The organism is Kitasatospora sp. NPDC034023 (assembly GCF_055575795.1).
Map to the genome: position 1 here is coordinate 1 of NZ_JBVIRY010000027.1, position 19,881 is coordinate 19,881.

29 protein-coding genes are annotated in these 19,881 nt (G+C 71.8%); 28 read left to right on the forward strand and 1 reads right to left on the reverse strand.

The features are described 5' to 3' along the window. Positions 1-1,406 precede the first annotated feature (1,406 nt). The 26 genes from ACZ52R_RS29895 (at position 1,407) to ACZ52R_RS30020 (ending at position 17,894) form a co-directional block, all read left to right on the forward strand. The gene (locus ACZ52R_RS29895) at positions 1,407-1,676 is read left to right on the forward strand and encodes a hypothetical protein (RefSeq protein ID WP_360509962.1); all 270 of its coding nucleotides are present in this window, start codon (positions 1,407-1,409) and stop codon (positions 1,674-1,676) included. Positions 1,677-1,759: 83 nt separating this feature from the next. Then, a complete protein-coding gene (locus ACZ52R_RS29900) occupies positions 1,760-2,134 on the forward strand; it encodes a hypothetical protein (RefSeq protein WP_465664522.1) in 375 nt (124 codons plus the stop codon). Positions 2,135-2,347: 213 nt separating this feature from the next. Further along, on the forward strand, positions 2,348-2,686 hold the full coding sequence (locus tag ACZ52R_RS29905; RefSeq protein ID WP_465664521.1) for a hypothetical protein: 339 nt from the start codon (positions 2,348-2,350) through the stop codon (positions 2,684-2,686). Between the two features lie 122 nt (positions 2,687-2,808). Beyond that, entirely contained in the window at positions 2,809-2,934 is a 126-nt protein-coding gene (locus ACZ52R_RS29910) for a hypothetical protein (RefSeq protein WP_465754474.1), read from the forward strand. After that, complete coding sequence (locus tag ACZ52R_RS29915) at positions 2,925-3,215, forward strand: DUF6573 family protein (protein ID WP_465754475.1); 291 nt, start codon at positions 2,925-2,927, stop codon at positions 3,213-3,215. Before ACZ52R_RS29910 ends, ACZ52R_RS29915 begins: the two co-directional genes overlap by 10 nt. Before the next feature lie 144 nt (positions 3,216-3,359). After that, positions 3,360-3,566 (forward strand): hypothetical protein, encoded by a 207-nt coding sequence (locus ACZ52R_RS29920; protein ID WP_465664519.1) that lies wholly within the window; start codon positions 3,360-3,362, stop codon positions 3,564-3,566. Positions 3,567-3,653: 87 nt separating this feature from the next. After that, the gene (locus ACZ52R_RS29925; protein ID WP_465664518.1) at positions 3,654-3,971 is read left to right on the forward strand and encodes a hypothetical protein; all 318 of its coding nucleotides are present in this window, start codon (positions 3,654-3,656) and stop codon (positions 3,969-3,971) included. 148 nt (positions 3,972-4,119) lie between these two features. After that, entirely contained in the window at positions 4,120-4,335 is a 216-nt protein-coding gene (locus tag ACZ52R_RS29930; protein WP_465664517.1) for a hypothetical protein, read from the forward strand. Between the two features lie 192 nt (positions 4,336-4,527). Beyond that, entirely contained in the window at positions 4,528-5,052 is a 525-nt protein-coding gene (locus ACZ52R_RS29935) for a hypothetical protein (protein ID WP_360509955.1), read from the forward strand. 97 nt (positions 5,053-5,149) lie between these two features. Next, complete coding sequence (locus ACZ52R_RS29940; RefSeq protein WP_465664516.1) at positions 5,150-6,898, forward strand: ParB/RepB/Spo0J family partition protein; 1,749 nt, start codon at positions 5,150-5,152, stop codon at positions 6,896-6,898. A 339-nt stretch (positions 6,899-7,237) separates the two neighbouring features. Then, positions 7,238-7,423, forward strand: coding sequence for a hypothetical protein (locus tag ACZ52R_RS29945; protein ID WP_465664515.1), 186 nt, complete (start codon positions 7,238-7,240; stop codon positions 7,421-7,423). 39 nt (positions 7,424-7,462) lie between these two features. Continuing rightward, positions 7,463-8,320, forward strand: a complete 858-nt coding sequence (locus tag ACZ52R_RS29950) for a hypothetical protein (RefSeq protein ID WP_465664514.1) — start codon at positions 7,463-7,465, stop codon at positions 8,318-8,320. Positions 8,321-8,375: 55 nt separating this feature from the next. Continuing rightward, positions 8,376-8,600 carry a hypothetical protein gene (locus ACZ52R_RS29955; protein ID WP_465664513.1) on the forward strand — a complete coding sequence of 75 codons (225 nt, stop codon included), beginning with the start codon at positions 8,376-8,378 and terminating at the stop codon, positions 8,598-8,600. A gap of 115 nt (positions 8,601-8,715) precedes the next feature. Then, positions 8,716-9,339, forward strand: a complete 624-nt coding sequence (locus ACZ52R_RS29960; protein WP_465664512.1) for a hypothetical protein — start codon at positions 8,716-8,718, stop codon at positions 9,337-9,339. A gap of 103 nt (positions 9,340-9,442) precedes the next feature. Then, on the forward strand, positions 9,443-9,763 hold the full coding sequence (locus ACZ52R_RS29965; RefSeq protein ID WP_465664511.1) for a hypothetical protein: 321 nt from the start codon (positions 9,443-9,445) through the stop codon (positions 9,761-9,763). Positions 9,764-9,825: 62 nt separating this feature from the next. Beyond that, positions 9,826-11,031, forward strand: a complete 1,206-nt coding sequence (locus ACZ52R_RS29970) for a hypothetical protein (RefSeq protein ID WP_465664510.1) — start codon at positions 9,826-9,828, stop codon at positions 11,029-11,031. Then, positions 10,977-11,234 (forward strand): hypothetical protein, encoded by a 258-nt coding sequence (locus ACZ52R_RS29975; protein WP_465664509.1) that lies wholly within the window; start codon positions 10,977-10,979, stop codon positions 11,232-11,234. The genes ACZ52R_RS29970 and ACZ52R_RS29975 overlap by 55 nt, the downstream gene beginning before the upstream one ends. A 73-nt stretch (positions 11,235-11,307) precedes the next feature. Beyond that, positions 11,308-11,505 carry a hypothetical protein gene (locus tag ACZ52R_RS29980; RefSeq protein ID WP_360431202.1) on the forward strand — a complete coding sequence of 66 codons (198 nt, stop codon included), beginning with the start codon at positions 11,308-11,310 and terminating at the stop codon, positions 11,503-11,505. A 380-nt stretch (positions 11,506-11,885) separates the two neighbouring features. Continuing rightward, positions 11,886-12,200 carry a hypothetical protein gene (locus tag ACZ52R_RS29985; protein WP_465664508.1) on the forward strand — a complete coding sequence of 105 codons (315 nt, stop codon included), beginning with the start codon at positions 11,886-11,888 and terminating at the stop codon, positions 12,198-12,200. Between the two features lie 44 nt (positions 12,201-12,244). Beyond that, the gene (locus ACZ52R_RS29990; RefSeq protein ID WP_465664507.1) at positions 12,245-12,820 is read left to right on the forward strand and encodes a hypothetical protein; all 576 of its coding nucleotides are present in this window, start codon (positions 12,245-12,247) and stop codon (positions 12,818-12,820) included. A gap of 85 nt (positions 12,821-12,905) precedes the next feature. Further along, entirely contained in the window at positions 12,906-13,070 is a 165-nt protein-coding gene (locus ACZ52R_RS29995) for a hypothetical protein (RefSeq protein WP_465664506.1), read from the forward strand. Beyond that, on the forward strand, positions 13,067-13,633 hold the full coding sequence (locus ACZ52R_RS30000) for a hypothetical protein (protein WP_465664505.1): 567 nt from the start codon (positions 13,067-13,069) through the stop codon (positions 13,631-13,633). Before ACZ52R_RS29995 ends, ACZ52R_RS30000 begins: the two co-directional genes overlap by 4 nt. Positions 13,634-13,936: 303 nt before the next feature. Next, positions 13,937-15,358 (forward strand): DUF6197 family protein, encoded by a 1,422-nt coding sequence (locus tag ACZ52R_RS30005; RefSeq protein ID WP_465664504.1) that lies wholly within the window; start codon positions 13,937-13,939, stop codon positions 15,356-15,358. 126 nt (positions 15,359-15,484) lie between these two features. Beyond that, positions 15,485-15,904: a hypothetical protein gene (locus tag ACZ52R_RS30010; RefSeq protein WP_465664503.1), complete on the forward strand. Its 420-nt coding sequence runs from the start codon at positions 15,485-15,487 to the stop codon at positions 15,902-15,904. A gap of 158 nt (positions 15,905-16,062) precedes the next feature. After that, positions 16,063-16,755: a hypothetical protein gene (locus tag ACZ52R_RS30015; RefSeq protein ID WP_465664502.1), complete on the forward strand. Its 693-nt coding sequence runs from the start codon at positions 16,063-16,065 to the stop codon at positions 16,753-16,755. 83 nt (positions 16,756-16,838) lie between these two features. Next, on the forward strand, positions 16,839-17,894 hold the full coding sequence (locus ACZ52R_RS30020; RefSeq protein WP_465664501.1) for a hypothetical protein: 1,056 nt from the start codon (positions 16,839-16,841) through the stop codon (positions 17,892-17,894). 243 nt (positions 17,895-18,137) lie between these two features. Here ACZ52R_RS30020 and ACZ52R_RS30025 read toward each other — a convergent pair whose 3' ends face one another. After that, positions 18,138-18,719, reverse strand: a complete 582-nt coding sequence (locus ACZ52R_RS30025; RefSeq protein WP_465664500.1) for a hypothetical protein — start codon at positions 18,717-18,719, stop codon at positions 18,138-18,140. Positions 18,720-18,887: 168 nt separating this feature from the next. Between ACZ52R_RS30025 and ACZ52R_RS30030 the strand changes: the two genes are divergently transcribed. Together ACZ52R_RS30030 and ACZ52R_RS30035 are read left to right on the forward strand one after the other, a co-directional pair. Further along, positions 18,888-19,358 carry a hypothetical protein gene (locus ACZ52R_RS30030; RefSeq protein WP_465664499.1) on the forward strand — a complete coding sequence of 157 codons (471 nt, stop codon included), beginning with the start codon at positions 18,888-18,890 and terminating at the stop codon, positions 19,356-19,358. 81 nt (positions 19,359-19,439) lie between these two features. Continuing rightward, positions 19,440-19,823: a hypothetical protein gene (locus tag ACZ52R_RS30035; protein WP_465664498.1), complete on the forward strand. Its 384-nt coding sequence runs from the start codon at positions 19,440-19,442 to the stop codon at positions 19,821-19,823. Positions 19,824-19,881 lie beyond the last annotated feature (58 nt).

Here is a 19,881-nt window from a genome sequence, read left to right on the forward strand (position 1 = left end):
GGGGGCGGAAGCCTGCGGCTTAAGCATGGCCTGGCGGCCATGCGGCGGTGCTGACGCACCGCCAGGTGCGGGGGTGACGCCTGGCGGCGTCACCGTGGGTGGTTGTCCGAGGCTGCGCCTCGGGGCCCGGCTGCGCCGGGCGGGGGTGGCTAGGGCCATTCGCCTGCGGCGAATTCACGGGCAGGCTTTAGCCCCTGACGGGGCAGCACCTGAGGGGCGGTCGGCACGGGCCTGCGGCCCGGTCCCTCGGGTGCGTTGACGATGTGACGCGAATTTCGGGTACAGGGCCCCTCCCCCGGGGCCGTCCCCGCCGTTGACGATATGACGCAAAATCCCGGTAGCACCCCCTCCCCCTCCCTACGGTCGGGCAGCGTTCACGATGTGACGCGAATTCCCGGAACAAGGCCTCCCCCGACGAGAAGGAGGTACCCGGCCGAGCACCCGTTGACGATATGGCGTAAATCCCCGGTGCAGCGTCACACCCCGGGGCCGGAGGCCCCTCGGCCTCTCCCCCGGTCCGAACCGACGGCCCGGACGAGGACACGGTGAACCTTGCGCCGCACATTCTCGGAAGGGCCCCTCCACCGCCCTTGCCCGGCCCGGAACGGCAGGCACCACCCCGTACGGCACCACCAGGGCCGTGCAGGGCCCTCCCAGCCCCTCCCAGCGGCCCGGCGGGCCGCAACCCCCACACCGGGCCGACGGCCCGGCCCAGCACCGCCCCGGACCGGGCAAGGCAACGCGACCCAGCACCGGACCGACGGCCCAGCCCCCCGGACACCCTCCCCCGGGCCGACGGCCCGGCCAGACAGCCAGGACAGCCCTACGGCGGCAGGACGGCCACTGGCACCCCCACCAGGCGGGCCTGGGCCGCCGGACGCCCGCAACACCCAGAAGCCGGCCACCCCCCAGGGGTGACCGCCCAACACCAGCCCACCACCACAAGCAAGAGCATCACGACCAGCATCGCCGGAGGCCCAGCGAACCGCCCCCACCCGCACCGCCACCCCACCGGGGGGCGGCAACCCAAAACCAACAGCACGCCGCAGGCGCAAACCCCAACCGACCAACAGCCAACTACCAACTACCCAAAAGCAAAAGGAAAGGGGTTGTCGGAATTTCCGACCCCACACATACGGCCTCTGAGCTGCGAGGTTACCCCGGGAGGGCGAATACCGATGTGCTCATTAAGCACCCGACAAGGCACCCCAAGAGGTTGCCGACAAGGCACCCCACAAGACCGCTCACAAGACACAGGGTCGAGGCGGCGTGAGGAGACACGCCCAGATCAGGAGCCTTGCCACTCCCCTTCCGTGGCTCAGGTGTGATATTGTTGTCTTGTTGGAACGGGGCAGGCACTCCGTCCCGACACCCTTCGAACCACTCCCGAGACAACGGAGACGCCGATGACCGCTCAAGCACTTCCGCCGGAGCTGCTGATCGACGCAATGCTGATCGAGGCCGAGTACCAGGGCGCGCGGGAAGCCCTTACCGACCTGCTCAACCGGCGGAGGAGTGCGCTGTACAAGCTGTGGAGCTCCTGCAAGAACCCCAGCCTCATTGCGGCAAATCTGCCTACGACGATCAAGAAGGAAACCGTTGAGGCCGCCGTTGTGAAGCTGGCCCCGCCTCAGGATTTCGAGCTTCTGGAATTGTTCGAAATCGCCCACGCGTGACCGAACCGCCGGGCAGTAAATGGCATTACCGCCCGGCAAAACCCCTTCCGAACCAAACCACAAAGAAAGCCAAGGAGACTGAAATGTCCGCCACCGTCACCAAGGGCAGCACCAAGAACCACCGGGGCGAGTTCGAGTTCATGTACGTCAGTGCCATTCGCGGCGTGGGCGAGAAGGTCGAGCGAGTCATCCCGGGGGCGTCGGAGTGGATGCTCTCCGTCGCGACGCAGGCCGACGGCTACGGGGAGGTCGTGGAATTCTGGGAGGTTATCGGCCAGGAACTCCGGGACGACACGATCAAGCGCCGGGGGCAGCGCAAGGCCCGGCAGTTGGCCAAGGCCCGAGAGGCATTCGCCACCCTGGTTTCGGCGGTTGAGTCCGCCGCAGTCGGCGAGATGGAGAAGGCCGCCCGTTCGGCTCAGCGCGCGTGGTCGCTCGGTTGGGCCGGGGTGAACTAAACCCCTCCGGCGTGATGTAACGCCAATATAGTTTTCTGGTTGCCGGGGCGGTGTCCCGCCCCGGCAACCGCCCCCACACAGAACCCGCCCCGAAAGGACGTCCCCGTCATGACCGTTAACAGCGCGCCGACCACCCCCGCGAGCGCCTACCAGGTCGGCGACATCGTGCGAGCCGAGCAGAACTGAAATTCGAGATCAGAAAGGTTGGCAAGAATGTTGGAAATCGCCTGCCAGGAATGCGCTTCCGTCGGCTCATATCGTGCGACTTCTGGCGCATTCTTCCGCTGCCTTGAGTGTCGCCGTGAGCTGACCGCCGAGGATCTCGAACTAGACCCGGGGGAAATTTGGGTCGTCAGCAGGACCGGCATTCTCGGATTTGTTATCGACCCCGTCGAATCAATTCGAGAAATGTCTATTGCGACTGACGCATACTTGGGCGCGGAGGGTGATTCATTGGATGAATTGGAGGCTTTGCGGAGTTTCCATGATGCCGCTTTCAGGCTTCAGGGTGCACTGAGAGCGGGTGTCCCCTATCCGATCATGGAAACGTGACGCTGCGCCACGCTTCCAATCGTGCTCAAGGCATGATACTATTCTCTTGTTGGTGCGGCGAGAGGTACAGCCCACCGACTCCCTTCGAGCCAGAATCACGGAAGGTCACACGGATGACGAGCATGACGGAGCTGTTTGGCGAGCCGATCCACCAGTTCACCCGGGCCGACGCCCTACAGGCGGGCGAACTGGTGGAGGCCCCCAGGACCTTGCCCAGCAGGCCGGCTGGCGGTGGCCGGTGGCGCTGACCCGCGCCGCGTGGGGTGACTGCGTTGCGTGGAGCAGCGAGGACGACGCGAGGCACCCCGGGCACGGGCAGTCGGAGACCGGGCGGCTGTGGGACGTGCTCCGGATGGCGTTCTACGCGGTGCGCAGCGCCAACCCGGGCGTTCGGGCGGTCCCGTTCGAGGTTCTGCGGATTCCGGCGGAGGGCCCCAGCCGGGCGACCCGGGCGAGGCTGGCCGTTCACTGCGGCCCCGGGGACAGCGGGGAGCCTGTGATCACGATCATGCAGCCGGAGGAGAGCTGACCCCGAGGGCCCGCCCCGTAGGTGGCGGGGCCCACCGGTCACCCTCGCTTCACATCGTGCCCATGGCATGATATAGTTCTCTTGTTGGTCGGGGGCGGCACCCCCGGCCACCCCTTCCGAACCAGCGATCACCCGGAGGAACCGATGTCCCGGACCGACAACACCCGCCCCAAGGTGCTGGCGCGCCAGGACCGCCCCTGGCTGCCGGTCGGCGCGCTGTCCGGCAGCCGCCGCAAGCCGGCCCAGCGGGCGGCCCACAAGCAGGACCGCCGCGCGTTGCGGCTGGCCCTGCGGCAGGGGTGGGAGCCGCCGCTGCCGCAGCGGCGGCGCGTGGACTGGGACGTCCACTAGCCAGCCCACGCCGGTCCCGCCGCCGGAGCGCGGCGGGACCGAAGCCCGGCCCGCTTCGAACCCTTCGAACCACGCCAAGGAGAACCGATGTCGAACACCCCCACCACCGACCAGGCCGCCGACCCGACCACGCTGCTCCCCGAACTCCCCGACCCGACGGGCGGGGACGGGTACGACTGGATGGAGCTGGTCGCGGAGGCCGCCAGCGGCTGGCGGGTCGTATCCGGGCTGCAGGACGGTCGGCTGCTCGGCGAGTGGCCGTACATCATCGTGACCGTCTACCGCGACAAGGAGCAGGGCCTGTACGGGGTCGGCACCTACACCGAGGGCGACATCGAGGTGAAGGGCTTCACCGACCGCGCGGAGTACCTGGCGGCGCTCCTGTCGCACGCCGAGGAGGACTGACGGGCGTAGCCACGGTGTCGGGCGGCCGATTCCCACTCGACACCGTGGCTTACGTCTGATAAAGTTCTCTTGTTGGCGGGCGGGCGCCCCGGCCCAACACCCCCGAACCAACCCGAGACCAGCGATCCATACCGTCAGGAGACTCCAGGTGACCCCTTCGTCCCGCGTCAAGATCAACCTCGGCATCGGTAACACGCCGCGCACCATCCCCGAGCGCCTGCGCAAGGTGGCCGACGACCTGGAATCCGGACGGCCGGCCGACGCGGCCGCACTGCGCAGTGTCGTCGAGGATCTCGACGCGGCACTGCGGGCGGACCGTCGAGCCGAGGCGGGCGCACCGCAGGCCAAGCCCGGCCGCAGCTGAGCGAGGGTCGGACCCCGGACCCCGGGGCGGTGCCCCGGGGTCCGACCCGACGTGCGGCCGGAGCGGAAGGCGGGGGAAGGGGCGGCTCAAACCCCTCCCAATCATGCCAAAGACATGATATAGTTCTCTTGTTGGGACGGAGTGGGAACTCCGGCCCGCCCCCTTCGGATCAGCCCCACAGGAAGGCACACGATGCGCACGATCACCGTTCACCCGGAAGCCGCCGCCGCTCTCGCCCCGCTCGCGTTCGGGGAGTTCACCGCCACCGTCTGGGAGGACGGCGGATACCTGGCCGGGTGGCAGTACACCGTGCCCGGCTGCGCCTGCCTGGTGACCCTGTGGCCGGAGAACATGTTCAACGAGCCCGAGGCCCCGGACGAGTTCAGCCCGGTCGGCCCGTGGTCGTACATCGGCCGGTTCGACGTCGCCACTGCGGAGGGGCGCCGCAACCCCGGCGACTGGACCAACCCCGCCAACCGGGACGACCACCCGACCCCGCACCACGCCCTGTCCGAGGGCCTGGACGAGCACCGCGCGGTGTGCGCCGAGTTCCGCCAGGCCATCACCCGGTGCCTGGAGTGCGGCGACGCCAAGCAGGAACACGGCCACCCGGACAGCTTCCTGGGCTGCGACGACTTCCGCCCCGGCCGGGAGCCCGGCCGTCGCGACTGGGAGATCCGGCGCGAGGAGCGCGGCCTGTGGGTTCCCCGCGACTGAACCACCCCGCCGGGGCGGCGGATGGCACCGCCGCCCCGGCCCGCAGCGCCAGCGCTGCGCCCTTCGAATCAGCACCCCACCAAGGAAGGACCACACCATGGCCAGGACCAAGGTCGCTGCCGAGCCGACCAGGACCAGCGGTATCGAGTACTTCGAGTTTTTCGCGTCCCAGCTGATCGTCGACCCGTTCAACCACCGCCAGGGCAACGTCGCGCCTCCGTCCAAGCAGCTGAAGGCCAGCGTCGCCGAGGTCGGCGTTCGGGAGGCCGTCGGCGTCCGCAGGCAGGCCGACGGCACGTGGGGCGTCTTCAAGGGCCGCCGGCGTCTGCTCGCCGCCCAGGAGGCCGCCGACAAGGCCAAGGCCAAGGGCATCGACCCCAAGACCCTCCCGCCGGTGCCCGCGCTGGTCCACCACGACCTGACCGACGCGGACGACGAGACCCTGCTGCTCTCCCTGCTGGAGAACCAGTTCCGCGAGAACGCCACCAAGGCCGACGAGCTGCAGGTGGCCGAGCAGCTGGCCCTCATGGACGTGCCCGAGGCACGCCGCCGACGCCACGCCAAGGTCCTGGGGGTCTCGGCGGCCCAGCTCAGGGCCGCCAAGGGCGCGGCGAAGCTGAGCGAGGCCGACCGGGTCAACGCGCTGCACGCTGACTTCGACTGGGTCGAGATGGACCAGTGGCAGCAGGTTGGCGGCGGGTGGCGGGAGTTCCAGCGGCTCCAGGATGCCAAGCAGCGGGACGCCCGGTCGGAGAAGCGCGGTAACGGGGAGTGGCGGCAGACGCTCCAGGCGATCAAGGACGAGCAGGCCGAGGAGAAGAAGCGGCAGGCCGTCGCGGACGAGCTGCGCGAAGCCGGGGTGGCGGTGATCAGCTTCCCTTGGCAGTGGCTGGGCAAGAGCGCCCAGCCGCTGACGCACCTGCTCACGGCGCTGGGCAAGCCGCTGACGGCCGAGGTGCACTCGCAGGTGTGCCCGAGCCACGGCGCGACCGTCGACCCGGACACGCTGGAGGTGATCTACGTGTGCACCAACTGGCACGCCGAGGGCCACCTGCCCACCAAGGAGTACGCGGAGGAGCTGGAGGAGGCGGGAAAGACCCCGGTCGACCCCGAGGCCGAGAAGGCGAAGGAGAAGGCCAAGCGCGCGGGCACCGCCGCGTGGCGCTCCGCCCGGACCGTCCGGCAGGAGGTGCTGCGCGCCGCGATCGCGGAGAAGAACCTGCCGGAGGCCGCCGACGCTCTGACCGAGCGAACGGTCATGGGCCACGCGAAGTGGTGGTTCAAGTCGGTGGCGTCCGGCCGGACCGAGGTGGCCGCGTTCCTGCTGGGCGTGCCGGACCCGAACGAGGGGCGCGACCAGTGGCAGCGGGCGGAGGACCCGTTCGCGGAGCTGATCTCCGCCGGCCCGAAGACGCGCCGCAGGCACCGCATGTTTGCCCGGGTGGTGGCCGCGATCGAGTTCTACGTCATGGGTGACAAGGAGTGGCTGGAGCCGACCGAGACGATGGTCACCTACCTGCGGTTCCTGGAGGAGACGTTCGACTACACCTTGGCCGAGTGCGAGCGCCAGGCGATCGCCGCGTACGAGGCCAAGACGAAGCAGGACGACAAGGACGCCGGTAGCGAGTCGGCCGACGCTGACGACCAGGACGACGACGCCGACGACCACCAGGACGACGACAGCGGATCGGCAGAGGAGAGCAGCCCCGCGCCGGAGGCGCAGCCCGAGGCCGCGACCGCCCCGGAGGCGCAGCCCGCCCAGGAGGGCGGGGCGGCTGAGGGGGGCGAGAGCCCAGACGAGGCCGAGATGGAGCAGCCGAGCGGGGGCGTTCCGCCCCAGGGCTGACAGTGAGACTGGGGGCGGGGTCGCGGACGCGGCTTCCGCCCCCAGCCCGACCGGAGAAGACGAACGGCGGTCCGCCCCGCCATGAGGCGGGACCCCCTGTCGAGATGACAGCAGGCTGGCGCGGACCGCCATCGGCGGCAGGTTTCGACGCTGCCGCACCCTTCGAACCAGTACTCACAAGGAGACCGGTTGCGAGGTTTCAGGATAGCGCGGCGGGTGATCGGTCCGTGACGGGTGGATCACGCTTGCCAGCGTGACTCATAACTGATATAGTTCTCTTGTTGGCACGGGGTGGCATCCCGGCCCGCCCCCCTTCGAGCCAGAGCCCATGGAGATCCGATGAACGATCCGACAGCGACGACCCCCGCCAAGCCCACCGCCGAGGACAGCCGGCCCGACTGGACGGCTCTCCCGGCGCACGCCTTCACCGCTGCGCCGCGCGCCACGCAGGTCTCCCTGTTCGCCATCGGGGACGACCCGTTCGGCACCCCGTCACTGCTCGACGACGCGCAGCCGCTGTTCTGACCGACCGGCCGCCCTAACCCAATCGAAGAAGGGACCGACATGGAGATTTCACCGCACTGGGAGAAGCTTGGCGACGAGTTCGCCGCGCTCGGCCGGGAGGTTGCCGCCGCCCTGAATGCCCTCGATCCCGAGCGGCGCGGCTGGACCCACCGCCGAGAGGACAACGCCTATGGCTCGGTCGGGCTCGAGCATCCGGCCGGCTGGCGGCTGCACATCTGGCGGGAGAAGACGCACTGCAAGGGCGCAGCCGGTCAGCGGCTGACGGTGCAGGGAATCGTGCCGAGCGAGTACCGGGGCCGGGCGGAGCACCGGATCACGGTCGCGGGCGGCCGCCCGCCCGGGGGCATCGCGCGCGACATCGCGCGGCGCCTGCTCCCGGGCTACCGGGACACGGCGGCCAAGGCGTTCGAGCACCGCGACCAGGAGCAGGCTGCCACCCGGGCCCGGGTGGCAGCGTTCGCCCGGCTGCGCAGGGCCCTGCCTGCACTGAACACCGGAGCGAGCAGCATCGAGAGCGGGTACGGCTTGTTCTACCGGGGGCACGCCCGGGTGGCCGACGGTCACGGGGGCACTCGGAGGAGCGAGCACAGCGCCCATGCTTCCGGGTCGGTGCGACTGTCGTTCGACGGGTCGACCGGTTCGATCAGGGCGGACGAGGTGCCGTTGGAGTTGCTGGTGGAGTTCCTGGCGCGACTTAACGCCGACACGCAGGCGCTGACCGGGACGGTGATGCCGCGCGAGTTGGAGAGCGCTCTGCGTGAGCTGGGATGGCAGCCGCGTGTCATCCCAGGTGAGGTGGTGACCGAAGAGCAGCGGCGGGGACGGCGGGGAGCAGCGGCAGACGCTGCCCGCCGCCGGAGCCGAGCCGGGGCCGATCACGCTTGCCGACGTGTCTAAAGCCTGATGCAGTTCTCTTGTTGGCAACGGAGGCACCTTGCAGCGGCGGAACCACATGAACGTGAAGCGCGGATACGCCTGGGGGATCGGCGACGACGAGTACCTGCTGATCCCCGGCTCGGCCTGGGAGCGGCCCCCGCTGGCCGACGCTCCACAGGAGGCCCCCCGACCGGACCACCCCCGCGTGGACACCCTCGCGCTGGTGGAGCGGTTCTGGCACGGGGGCGTGAGCGGCGACGGCTACGTGCACCGCATCGTCGAGGTCGTCCCGAGCGCCTGACGCCACGAGCCGGGCCCCGCCCGACCGTGACACCCGCCCCACCACCCGGGGGCGGCGGCTGGCCCCGCCGCCCCCGGACCCCTTCGAACCGCAACCGACCCAAGGAGACACCACCGTGCGCGCTCACCAGCCCACCGCCACCGACCAGGCCCGCAAAATGGTCACCGCCGCCCTGCTGACTGCCGGGCTGCGCCCGACCTCCCTCCACCCGGACGAGCCGTGGCGGGGCCGCACCACCGGGTTCCTGGTGCGGGGCGACGAGAAGGCCCTGACGGTCAGCCGGCACCCGCTGCCGCTCGACGCCGCCCCGCTTGTCGCCGCCGCGACGGCGCAGCTGCCCGCCCACCGCGGAACCATGGTCGCGTTCGCCTTCAGCGACGACGGCGTGCAGGCCGTGTTCGCACAGGAGCTGACCGCTTCGGAGTGGGGCGCAGCCCTGACGATCATCGGCAGGGAGTTCGAGGGTGCGGGCTGGGGCTCCAGCTACAGCGGCCGGTCGGCCCATCTGATCCACCCACTGCACCTGACCAGGCACGGCGGACCCGGGCGCGGCCCGTCCACCCTCACGGCCGCGCTGGCCGCCGACGGGGGCGACGCGGGGGGCCGTGCGCTGGACGCGGCGCGTCACGACCGCCAGGCCGCCGCGTGGCGCACAGCCGCCCACCCGGGAGCCGCCGTCCGCGAGCAGCGCGAGGACCCGGGCCTGCCCTGCCCCTGCACCGCCCACACCAACCCCTGACGAGCTTCCGCAGCCCCTTCTCCGGGGCGGCCCGCGCCAGCGTCGCCGCCCCCCGACATCCCGCCGCACCGTCCCGTGCGGCCCACCGAACCGGAGGATCACCATGTCCATTCCCGCCATGACCACCGACGCCGCCACCGCGTGCAACAACTGCGGCCACCGCCGCTGGACGCTGCACTTCACCGTCACCACGCGCAGCCCGGCCGCCGGGGCAGTCCTGGTCGCCGTGCCCGCGCCGCCCGCCCTGGAACTCGCGGCCACCTGCGGCACCTGCGGCGGCTGGCTCGACGAGAAGGACCCCGTCCACGCCGCCCTCTACGCGCTGCTCGTCGACCGCTTCGCCCCGCACCGGCCCGCCCGGGCCGTACGCCTGGGCCGCCTGCTGCGCCGCCTGCTGCGCCACCGCACCGGGGCCCGGGCGTGAGCGGCGACCGCACCAAGCGCGGCGGATGCCCGAAGCCGCCACCCGCAGCCCGGAGCAGCGCGGTGGCGCACAACGCCTTCGCCGCCCTGCTGGCCCGCTCCGGCATCCCCGCCCGAGCCGTCCACCTGGGCGACGACTGGTCCGTCGGCGTCAGCCTGACCATCGACGGCCAGCCGCGCGACCTGTACCTGCGGCTGTCCGACCACGGCGGCGTCCTGTGGCAGATCGAGGGCCCGGACGGCTTCTGCGCCTGCGGGAGCTGGCCGCCCGTACGCACCGGCCGGGGCACCGCCACACGGAAGAACCTGGCGCGGCTGCGCCGGGCGATCGAGCGGCGCGGCGCGGCCGTCGGCCACCCCAAGCCCCTTCCCGGACCGGCCACCCCCGGCCGCTCCGGCCACCACCAGCGAGAGGACCGAGTCACCATGACGACCCGAACCGCCACACCCGGCACGGGCGCAGCGGCCCCCGAGGCGTACCCCGCCCTGCTCGCCGCCCGGGCCGTTCTGCACCGGGCGGGCCTGCGCCCCGAGCTGGAGGTGGAAGGACCGGAGGATGCCTGGCTCGTGGTTAAGGGCCCGCACGGGGTCCGGGTCGATGTCGTGGCGGAGCCGGAGGGCGGCGGCGGGGAGTCCGGCGGCCTGCGTGCCGTGCTGGTCTGCGCGCGAGGCTTCGAGCAGCGGGAGCTGTACGACTCCCGGGTGACCCCCTTGCTGGTCGGCCCCCACCAGGCGAGCGACCAGACCGACGCCCACCACCTGACCGAGGTGGTGTTGACCGAACTGGTCCGGGAGGCGCTGGAGGACGACGCGGTGGCCGAAGGCGTCGAGGACTTCACCGTCACGGCGCACCCGCCCGCCGGCCACCGGCTGCACCACGACGTCGCCCTGCCCGCCGACTGCGACCAGGCCGCCGTGCGCTCGGCGCTGGCCGCGCTGCGGTCGGCCGGCTGGCGCGTGCACCAGGTCGCGACCGGTGGCGACGGGCGGCCGGTCCTGCGCTTCGGCGATCCCGTCGGTCCGGGTGCGCCGTTCAGCAACCTGGGCAAGGTCGACCAGGCGCTGTGGGCGGCCGGGTTCGACAAGGTGCGCAGCGGGGGGCGGCCGGGGACGTACGGGCTCGGGTACCACGGAGACCACGGCGTCTACGTCGGCACGTACGGGTTCGGCGAAGGGGAGCCGGAAAGCGAGGAGCTGATCGAGGCGCGGCCCTGGTGGGCACGGGCGACTGGCGGGTGGAGCGGACGGAGTACGGCGCCCTGGTGGTGACGGCGGTCCCGACGGCGGAGGGGGAGATCCGGACCTACGCGGTGCAGGTGAACTTGGACTTCCCGGCCCGGTCGCCGGAGGAGGCCGCGCGGCTGGCCGCCGAGCACCTGGCGGTGCACGGGGCGGGCGAGGTCGAGGTGTTCGAGACGGACCACGTGGACCGGAGGTGGTCCATCACGGTTGCAAGCGTGGATGAGAGCTGATATAGTTGTCTTGTTGGTGAGGCCGGGAGGCCGATCTACTCCCTTCGAACCGCTCCGATTCCCAGGAGGAACCGTGGACAGCAAGACGACCCCCACCCCCGAGCTCCGGACCTACGGCGTGATGTGGAGCCGCGACTTCACCGCGACGTCGCCGGAGGACGCGGCAGAGCAGGCGGCGCGGTGGGTGGCGCAGGGCGGGCTCGGCGATGAGGTCGAGGTCACCGACGAGTCCGGCAACGGGTGCTGGGTGCCGGTCCCGGACCTGGACTGACCCAAAGTCAGCCCACCCGGGGGGCGCGGCCCGCGAGGCCGCGCACCCTGGTTTGTCGGCTGCGAGCTGTGCGGCTGGACCGGACCGAAGTACTGGAGCCACCTGCGCGGCCGGAACGGCAACCCGCCCAGCATCACCCGCCACCTGGGCACGTGCGTCGGCGAGGACAAGATCCGCGAGCTGATCCCCGCCTACCAGCAGCAGTAACCACGCACCCCGGCGCCGGGCCCGGAACACCTCCGGGCCCGGCCCTACCCCACGACCGACCACCAGGCCCGGCCGCGCACCGCCGGCAGGCCTCCACCTTTCCTGACCCACCCGGGCCGGGCCCACCACGGGCACCCGGCCCACCGGCCGAACCGACCGAACAGGAGCAGGCCGTGAGCCAGCACCGCGAGAACGTCACCTGGCAGACCGCCGAGAACGGTCCCTGGACCATCGGCTTCTGGGACTTCCACCTCCCCTGGGGCGAGGAGGACGAGGAGTGGGGGGTCGAGTACGGGGAGACCTTCGGCTGGGTGTCCGCCGGACACCCGACCCCCGACGCGGCCATGGACGCCTACACCGCCCAGCACCCCAACCCTGGCGGAGGAACGGTCACCGCCTGGAGCGCGGAGAACGCTCAGGAAATCGCCGAGCTCAACGCCCTGGCCGCCCGGCACGCCGAGGGCCCCGGCAACCCGCCCGGCTGGTAACGACTCCGGTTCACCCCTCCCGCCCACCGACGAACGGATATCCCGTGCCCCAGTACACACCGCCCACCGAACCCCGCCTGATCTCCGCTCAGGACACCTTCGACATGTACGGCACCGAGCCCCCGCCGGGCGACTGGCCGTACCGGCTCGACCAGTTCCAGACCGTCTACGGGCCCGGCGACTGGCCGTTCCACCGGCGCCTCCAGCGCACCGAGTGGCACCCGACCAACCCGCTGATCACGCACCAGGTGGACACCGGAGCGACCGAGCCGGTCAGGGTCCGCCTGTCGCCCGACCCGGGAGGGTCCTGGTACGGCCGGAACCACTACGTCACCCTGGGCCCGTTCGGCGGCGACGTCCACGCCGACCTGACGCTCTACGTCGCCCGTCAGGGCATGGGCGCGATGGTGCGCCGCGCGATCCTGGTCCTGCACCCCCGGTCCGGCACCGTGGCCGTGCGGGACGGCTGCCCGCCGATGCTGCGCCCGCAGGCCGAGGAGAGGGGCCGACGGCTGCTCGCCTTCCTCGCCGAGGCGCGCACGGAGCGCGACCTCGGTGCCGCGCAGCCGCACCAGGTTCTCCACACCCTGCTGCGAAAAGACGCCCCGGACATGCTTTGAGCATGATATAGTTCTCTTGTTGATCCGGGGTGGTGGCACCACCCCGGCCCGACACCCTTCGAACCGCACAAGCAGAGGACACCCCATGACCGACGAACAGACCCCCGGCGGGACCCCGCAGGCTCCGCCCCTGCGCTTCCACCGGTGCGACGACGCCTGCCACCCGACCCCCGGGACCCCGTCCGAGGACGGCGACGCCACCGGCGGCGGCCCCTACCTCCCCGGCTCCGCCATCGAGGGGGCCTGGTGAGCACCTCCAAACTGCCTAGCCCGCGGAACTTCTTCCTCACCCTGGCCGCCGAGCACATCCCGGCCGGGCGCGGGGCGCAGCAGGAGTTCGACGCCGCCGGCGAACTCGTCGCGATGCGCTGGGACCTCCCGGCCTACGTGGACGGCGCGACGACCCGGCACGCGTTGGCCGCGCTGCGCCGCTCGGGCTGGGCCTTCCAGCAGGAGACCGGCGGGGAGCACGGCGGCCGGGCACTGCGCCTGAACGCCTCCGCCCCGGCCGTCCAGTTCGCCGACACGCCGGGCGGCCGGGTGGACGCACTGCTGTGGCGCGCGGGATTCGACCGGTACCGCCCCGGGGTGCCGGTGTGGGGATACCGGTGGGACCACCTGTTCGGCGACCCGTCGGAGGGCAGCGCCTACGTCACGGTCCACGGGCCGGGCAACGGCTCGTTCGCCGACGCCCGCCACCGGCGGGAGCTGACGGACGCGATGGTGCGGACCGTGGAGGCGGCCGAGGGATGGCGGACGCTGCGGCCGGAGTGCCTGGACCACGCCTTCCATGCCCTGACGCCGGAGTGCTGACCAGGGCGCCCCTCCGGCCGGACCGGTGGGCCGCGCTTCGGCGCGGCCCACCCCCGCCCCCGGCGCAGCCGGCCAACCGGCCAACCGGCGAAGGGGGGAAGGCACTGGACAAGCGTGGCGCCGACGACACCGGCGATGGACTGATGCAACGGGCCGTCGACGCGCACCGGCGCCGACGGCCTCAGACGGCAACTCCGGCGGCGGTCGCGCCTGGCAGCGCGGCCCCGCCGATCCCTTCGGACCATCCGGCGGCACCACGGCCTGTCGGGCCCGCCGTGCCGCCCGCACGGGAGGACCATCCGCATGACGAACCAACTCGCCCTGTTCGAGGCGCTGGCGCCGGTGGCGGCCGGGCGCCCGTGCCTGGGCGCAGCGCTTCCGCAGGCCAAGCGAGGCTCCCGGACCCGCCTGGCCCGGATCGGGGAGGACCTGGAACGGGCCGCCCGGTTGATCGCCGAACACGGGCTCTCGCCGGACAGCTGCGCCGAGCCGTCGCCCGCGCCCACCGGTGCGCGCTCCCGGCAGCCGGAGTACGGAGCCCTGCACCCGGTGGGGGCGATCTTCCTGGCCGCGCACGCGGCCGAGACGCCCCGACGGCCGGTGGAGGACCCGGTGCGGGCGGGCGCCGTGGCGGACCGGGTCTGGGCGCGCTGCGACGAGGCGCTGCGCTACCTGGCCGACCGCTTGGACCCGACGTTCGGCGGCGGGGCGGTCGAGCGGATCGCCCGGTGGGTGGCGCAGCCGGGGGTCGGGCTGCAGGAGGTGCTGGCGGAGCTGGCGCGGGCGGCGCGCAAGGCCCGGCCGCTGCCGAAGGTGCCCGTCGGGTACGTCCAGTTCAACCCGAAGCGCCACGGGCCGGAGGGGTACGACTGGATCGTGGTGGCGTCGAGCGGGGGCAAGGACTCGCAGGCGATGCTGGACGAGGTGGTACGCAGCACCGACGCGGCCGGGGTTCCGCGCGAGCGGATCGTGGTGGTGCACAACGACCTGGACGTGACCGACTCCGGGGAGAGCATCGAGTGGCCGGGCACGATGGAGCTGGCCAGGGAGCAGGCCGAGCACTACGGGCTGCGGTTCGTGACGCTGCGCCGGCCGCAGGGCGGGCTGTGGCGGCAGCTGCTCCAGCGGCGCATGTGGCCGTCGAGTTCGGCGAGGTGGTGCACGAGTGATCAGAAGTCGGCGCAGGCCTTGAAGCTGCTGACCGCGCTGGTGCAGGAGTCGCGGCGGGCGGGGGTGCGGGGCCGGCCGGTGCGCATCCTGTACTGCCTGGGGCTGCGGGCGCAGGAGTCGGCGGGCCGGGCCGGGAAGGCGCCGATCGCGGTCGACCGCTCCGCCTCCAACGGGCAGCGGACCGTGGTGCGGTGGCACCCGATCCACGACTGGAGCGAGCGGCAGGTGTGGGAGCGGATCGCCGAGACCGGGGTCCGGTACCACTGGGCCTACGACGCGGGCATGGAGCGGCTTTCCTGCTCGCTGTGCGTGCTGTCGAGCGGGAAGGACCTGGTGTGCGCGGCGCGGCTGCGTCGGCCGCTGGCAGTGGAGTACGTCGGGGCGGAGACCGAGATCGGGCACCGGTTCCAGGACAAGCGGTCGATGGCCGATGTCCTGGCGGAGGCCGACCGGCTGAACGCCGCCGAGGGTGAACTGCGCTGGGAGCGAGGGGACGCGCTGCGCCGCCATGTCGGAGAGACGGCAGCCGCCGCGTACCTGGCTCTGGCCGCGTAAATAACCCCACGAAGTGAGCAAGGCGTGATATAGTTCTCTTGTTGGCGGGCGGAGGGGGCGGCTCCCCCTCCGCCCGCCAACACCCCTTCGAACCAGCAGCGGCCCCGGCCGCAGAACGGAGCCCCCGTGAACCAGCCCATCCCCGCCGAAGCCACCGCGGCCCCCTCCCACCTGAGCGTCTTCCCTCCGAGGATGATCAACGGCTGCGAGGTCATCGCCGTCGTCGCCGGAGCCAGCATCATCGAGCACCCGCAGGGGTTCATGGTGTACCGGGGCTTCCGGATCGGAACCCGCAAGACCATCGAGGGCGCCACCGCGCTGGCGAAGAGGGACGCCCCGGCCGCGACGGCGACGGAGGCCGAGACCCTGGCCTGGTGCCAGCAGCGCGCACACGCGCTGATCACCTATCACCCGCAGCTCGACATGTCGTACTGCCGCTGCGGCAAGCGCCAGGTGCCCGGCGAGCAACCGATGGACTGGCGAGCGAAGCGGGAGGTCTTCCACTCCTGCCCGCCGGACGGGCCGTGCCGCTGCTACCTGACGTGAGACCGGTTCAGCCCCCGGCCGCGCCCCTCCCCGGGGATGCGGCCGGGGGCCGACCACCGGCCACGGACTTTCGTCGACGAAACCGGCCGGGGCACCACCGCCCCACCCCTCCCCCTTCGAACCAGCCGGCGGCCGAGCGGCCCCGGAGAGGAGCACCCATGTCCGAATTCCCGCGCGCCCGGATCGCGGAACTCGTCGCCCTGCTGGGCGCACCGTGGCGAATGGACAACTGTCCGTACAACATGGACGACGAGCGACAGTTCGTCACGGACGGCCGCGGCCGGGGCTTCTGGCTGCGTATCGACCGCAGGCAGCTGGAGCGTGGGCCGGCAAAGCCGCACGGCTACCGCGTGAACGCCTGGGGCCGCTACCCGCAGATCCCGGGCCACTTCTTCACCGACAAGGGTCGCCCCGAGATCGGGTTCGACCTGTCGCGCCCGCTGACGACCCTGGCCAAGGACATGCGGCGGCGGTTCCTGCCGCAGTTCGAGGCGGCGTACTCCCGGGCCGTGGACGAGCTCCACGCCCGGACCTCCGCCGCCGAGAAGCGCGCGGCGGTGGCCAGGGCCCTACTGGACCGCTTCCCGCAAAAGGGCTGGGAGGGGGAGGTGCGCCCCGGCGTGCACCGGGTGTGCGTCGACCTGGAGCCACACCCGGGGGCGAGCGCCGATCTGGAGATCAGGCAGGCCGGCGAGCTGGTGGACGTCCAGCTGCGCAACGTCGACCCGAGAGACCTCGACGTGCTGTGGGCGCTGTTCGAGCGGCGGCAGCAGGCCGAGCGGATCGCCGCGGCGTACGGCTCGCCCGCCTCCGTGGATCTGACCACGCTCGAAATCGTGAGCGCGACATGATATAGTTCTCTTATTGGGCCGGGGGCGGCGGCACCGCCCCCGGCACCACACCCTTCGAGCCAGTCCGATCCGAGGAGCTGACCATGTCGCGCAGCACCGCCTCCGCCGCCGAGCCCACGACCACCCCCGCCGAGAAGGCTCCCGAGCAACCCCGGCCGACGTACGCGGTGCTGAACGCGGTGATCGCCGACGGCGAGGGCGGGGAGGAGGTGCTGCGCCTGGCGATGCCGTCCGAGCCGTTCGGCACCGCCGCCTGGCAGATGTGGACCGTCGGCCTCTACCTCGCCCGCCTGCACCGCCACCAGGTGCAGCCCAGCGCGGCGACCCTGCGCGCCCATTTGACGTCGGATGTGGTGCCGTTCCCCACCCCGACGATCCGCTTCCCGTACGGGCCGATGCACGACTCCCGCCCGACGCTGATCCTCGACCTGGAGCTCGGCCCGCTGGACGCCAGCGGCTGGCCGAAGACCTCCCTGGTCGTGGTCGAGCAGGAGGTCAAGCCCCTCGGTTGGACCCGCGTCCGGCGCTTCCGCACCCTGCGGGCCACCACACAGGCCGTCTGGGAGGAGCTCGACGACGAGTGCTCGCGGCTGGCCGGGCAGAAGGAGCAGCGGGAGCTGTTCGAGCTGGCGTCCCGGCTCTGCGAGCAGGCCGACACGATCCACCGGCGGGCGTTGTTGAACGCCTCCCCAGTACTCCGCGGCGCCGTCCGGGAGGGCATGCACGCCGAAGGGGAGGAACGGGAACGGCTGCTGCTGGAGCTGGAGGAGCTCTGCGGGCAGGACGCCCCGCTGCCCGACGACGCGGCCTCGACGTCCCCGGTGCAGACCGTCACCGGGAACCTTGAGCGGCCCGCGGAGGCGCTGGCGGACGGTACCGCCCGGCTGTACGTCCGGCTGGCCGGAGCGTGCGGCACCGCGTCCTGGCGCGCGGACCGGCCCTCCGTGGTGATCTGCACCGCCCGGGGCGCGGCGGCCCGAGGGGCGCTGGCTCTGAAGCCCCGGACCGCCGTGGTCGTGGTCGGCCGGGCCGGCGCGGCCGTCTACCAACACGAGGGGGACGTCCGGCGCCGGGCCGACACCTTCGAGGTGCTCCACATCGGCGTGGACCTCGCGGCCGACACCCCGACTGGGGCCTGACACCCACCGCCCCACCCGGCCGGTGCGGCACCCACCCGCACCGGCCCTTCTCCGCGCTCCGACCTAGTTTTCTTGTTGGCCGGGCTGGTGACACCGCCCGGCCGCCCACCCCCCAACCGATCCATCCCGGAGGACGCCATGGAAGCGAAACTGATCACCTTCGATTCCTACGCCTACACCCGCCGGCGGGGCGGCTGCGGCTCACTCGCCGCCAGACTGCTCACCGTCACGTTCGCTCTTCCCTCACTTCGTCTCCTCCGTGACCTGGTTGGCGAGCAGGAAGGCACCAGCCCGCCCCACCGCCTCCTCCTTGGTGTCGTACGTCTCCGCGGCCTCGTCCACCTGCCGGTTCGCCGCCGTGGCGATCCACCACCAACCGCTCTCGGTGGCGTGGTAGCTCACCCGGGCCTCCCCGCCAGCCATCTGAAAGTCGATCGGCTCCGGCACCGGCACCATGACCCGGGTAACCCCAGGCCAGCGGCTGCGGGCGGACTGGCGGGTGATCCCCCACGCCTCTCCGAGCTGCACGTAGGTCGCGCCCTGGCTCCCGGCCCGGGCCGCCATGTCGGCCGCGACGGCGTCAGCAGCCGAACCGAACTCCCGCAGCATCCGCAGCACGGCCAGCGTGTAGTCCTGCGTGCTCCGCAGGGCCTCCTGGCTGTGCTTCTTCGCCCCCTCGGGCCACTGGGTCACCCTGCAGGAGATCCGCTCCGCGTGGTTCCACGCCAGCGAGTAGATCTCCTGCCGCAGCTGTTCCAGCTGCTCCTCGTCGGGCTCCACATACGCCGGGCTGATGGGGGCCCAGAACCCCTCGTCGTTCTCCATGCGTTAAGACTACCTGTCGCCGACAGCTTTGCCTGTCGAATAGTGGATCTGTCGACGACAGTTCCATCTGTCACGCATCGACGCACTCGCAGGGTGGACGGCCGCAACGCCCGCAACGGGGGCGGCCGACGTCGCACACAACGCCCACCGACCCGAAACGGGAGCACCGTGAACACCACCGACGCCGTCGACCTCGACGGCCGCGACACCGAGTACCTCGCCGCGTTCTGCTCCGGCGCCCTGATGGAGGCCGTGTGGTGGGAGGCGCTGCCTACCTCCGACGATCCGGACATCCCGGGCCGGGAGTGGGAGGAGGTCGACGCCCTCGACCTCACTCTGGAAAGCCTCCCCGACGAGCAGGGCCGGCAGCTGCTCACCGCCGCCGTCCGGTTCGTCGACACCCACCCCGAACTCGCCGCCCTCGGCCTCGACCCTGTGGACGTCGGCAGCGCGTGGTGGATGGCCCACCGCGGACCCGAGGGCATGCCCGGGCTGGACTTCCGGACCTTCAAGGCCATCCCCCCGGAACTGCGGGACCGCATGAACGACCACGCCCACCGCCACCCGCGCCAGTTCGGCTCGACGAGGCCACCAGCAAGGTGCGCTTCACCTGATCAACACGCTTGCATGCGTGAGTGAGAGCTGATATAGTTCTCTCATTGGGCGGATGGCTCCGCCCGAGCCCTTCGAACCACTACGACCTCCACAGGAGCACTGACCATGTCCGACCAGACCTTCGAGGCCACCCGCGCCTTCATCTCCACCGCCACGACCGAGCAGGTGGAGCTCATCGCGGCGGCGCTCCGCTCGCGGCGCCTCGCTCTGCGCCCCGCCCCCGCCGACGCGGCGGCCACCCGCACGTCGTCCATGGTGGAGATCGCCAGCCCCGGGGACCGGGTGAAGATCGACCGGATTCGTCCGCAGTACCTCTCGGGCCTGACCGGCATGGTGATCAACACCCGCGTGAGCCGCGTGGACATCGAGCTCGACGCCGAGTCCACCCGGAAGCTGGCCCGCACGAAGCAGACCCGCTTCGCGGTCCCGGTGGGTGCGACCTCGTTCGTGATCCACGGCGTCCACCCGAGCACCTACGACATCCTCTGACGGCACGCCGGGCCCGGGCGGATCACGCCCGTGCCCCTTCGCGGGGCGGCGGCCACGC

Bases quoted from the DNA above. Each gene is read 5' to 3' on its own strand.
- ACZ52R_RS29955 (WP_465664513.1), top strand. From the start codon at position 8,376: ATGAACGTGAAGCGCGGATACGCCTGGGGGATCGGCGACGACGAGTAC.
- ACZ52R_RS29905 (WP_465664521.1), top strand. From the start codon at position 2,348: ATGTTGGAAATCGCCTGCCAGGAATGCGCTTCCGTCGGCTCATATCGT.
- ACZ52R_RS29910 (WP_465754474.1), top strand. From the start codon at position 2,809: ATGACGGAGCTGTTTGGCGAGCCGATCCACCAGTTCACCCGGGCCGAC.
- ACZ52R_RS29940 (WP_465664516.1), top strand. From the start codon at position 5,150: ATGGCCAGGACCAAGGTCGCTGCCGAGCCGACCAGGACCAGCGGTATC.
- ACZ52R_RS30015 (WP_465664502.1), top strand. From the start codon at position 16,063: ATGTCCGAATTCCCGCGCGCCCGGATCGCGGAACTCGTCGCCCTGCTG.
- ACZ52R_RS30035 (WP_465664498.1), top strand. From the start codon at position 19,440: ATGTCCGACCAGACCTTCGAGGCCACCCGCGCCTTCATCTCCACCGCC.
- ACZ52R_RS30025 (WP_465664500.1), bottom strand. From the start codon at position 18,719: ATGGAGAACGACGAGGGGTTCTGGGCCCCCATCAGCCCGGCGTATGTG.
- ACZ52R_RS29920 (WP_465664519.1), top strand. From the start codon at position 3,360: ATGTCCCGGACCGACAACACCCGCCCCAAGGTGCTGGCGCGCCAGGAC.
- ACZ52R_RS29995 (WP_465664506.1), top strand. From the start codon at position 12,906: ATGACCGACGAACAGACCCCCGGCGGGACCCCGCAGGCTCCGCCCCTG.
- ACZ52R_RS29925 (WP_465664518.1), top strand. From the start codon at position 3,654: ATGTCGAACACCCCCACCACCGACCAGGCCGCCGACCCGACCACGCTG.
- ACZ52R_RS29945 (WP_465664515.1), top strand. From the start codon at position 7,238: ATGAACGATCCGACAGCGACGACCCCCGCCAAGCCCACCGCCGAGGAC.
- ACZ52R_RS30020 (WP_465664501.1), top strand. From the start codon at position 16,839: ATGTCGCGCAGCACCGCCTCCGCCGCCGAGCCCACGACCACCCCCGCC.
- ACZ52R_RS29950 (WP_465664514.1), top strand. From the start codon at position 7,463: ATGGAGATTTCACCGCACTGGGAGAAGCTTGGCGACGAGTTCGCCGCG.
- ACZ52R_RS30005 (WP_465664504.1), top strand. From the start codon at position 13,937: ATGACGAACCAACTCGCCCTGTTCGAGGCGCTGGCGCCGGTGGCGGCC.
- ACZ52R_RS29935 (WP_360509955.1), top strand. From the start codon at position 4,528: ATGCGCACGATCACCGTTCACCCGGAAGCCGCCGCCGCTCTCGCCCCG.
- ACZ52R_RS29895 (WP_360509962.1), top strand. From the start codon at position 1,407: ATGACCGCTCAAGCACTTCCGCCGGAGCTGCTGATCGACGCAATGCTG.
- ACZ52R_RS29965 (WP_465664511.1), top strand. From the start codon at position 9,443: ATGTCCATTCCCGCCATGACCACCGACGCCGCCACCGCGTGCAACAAC.
- ACZ52R_RS29900 (WP_465664522.1), top strand. From the start codon at position 1,760: ATGTCCGCCACCGTCACCAAGGGCAGCACCAAGAACCACCGGGGCGAG.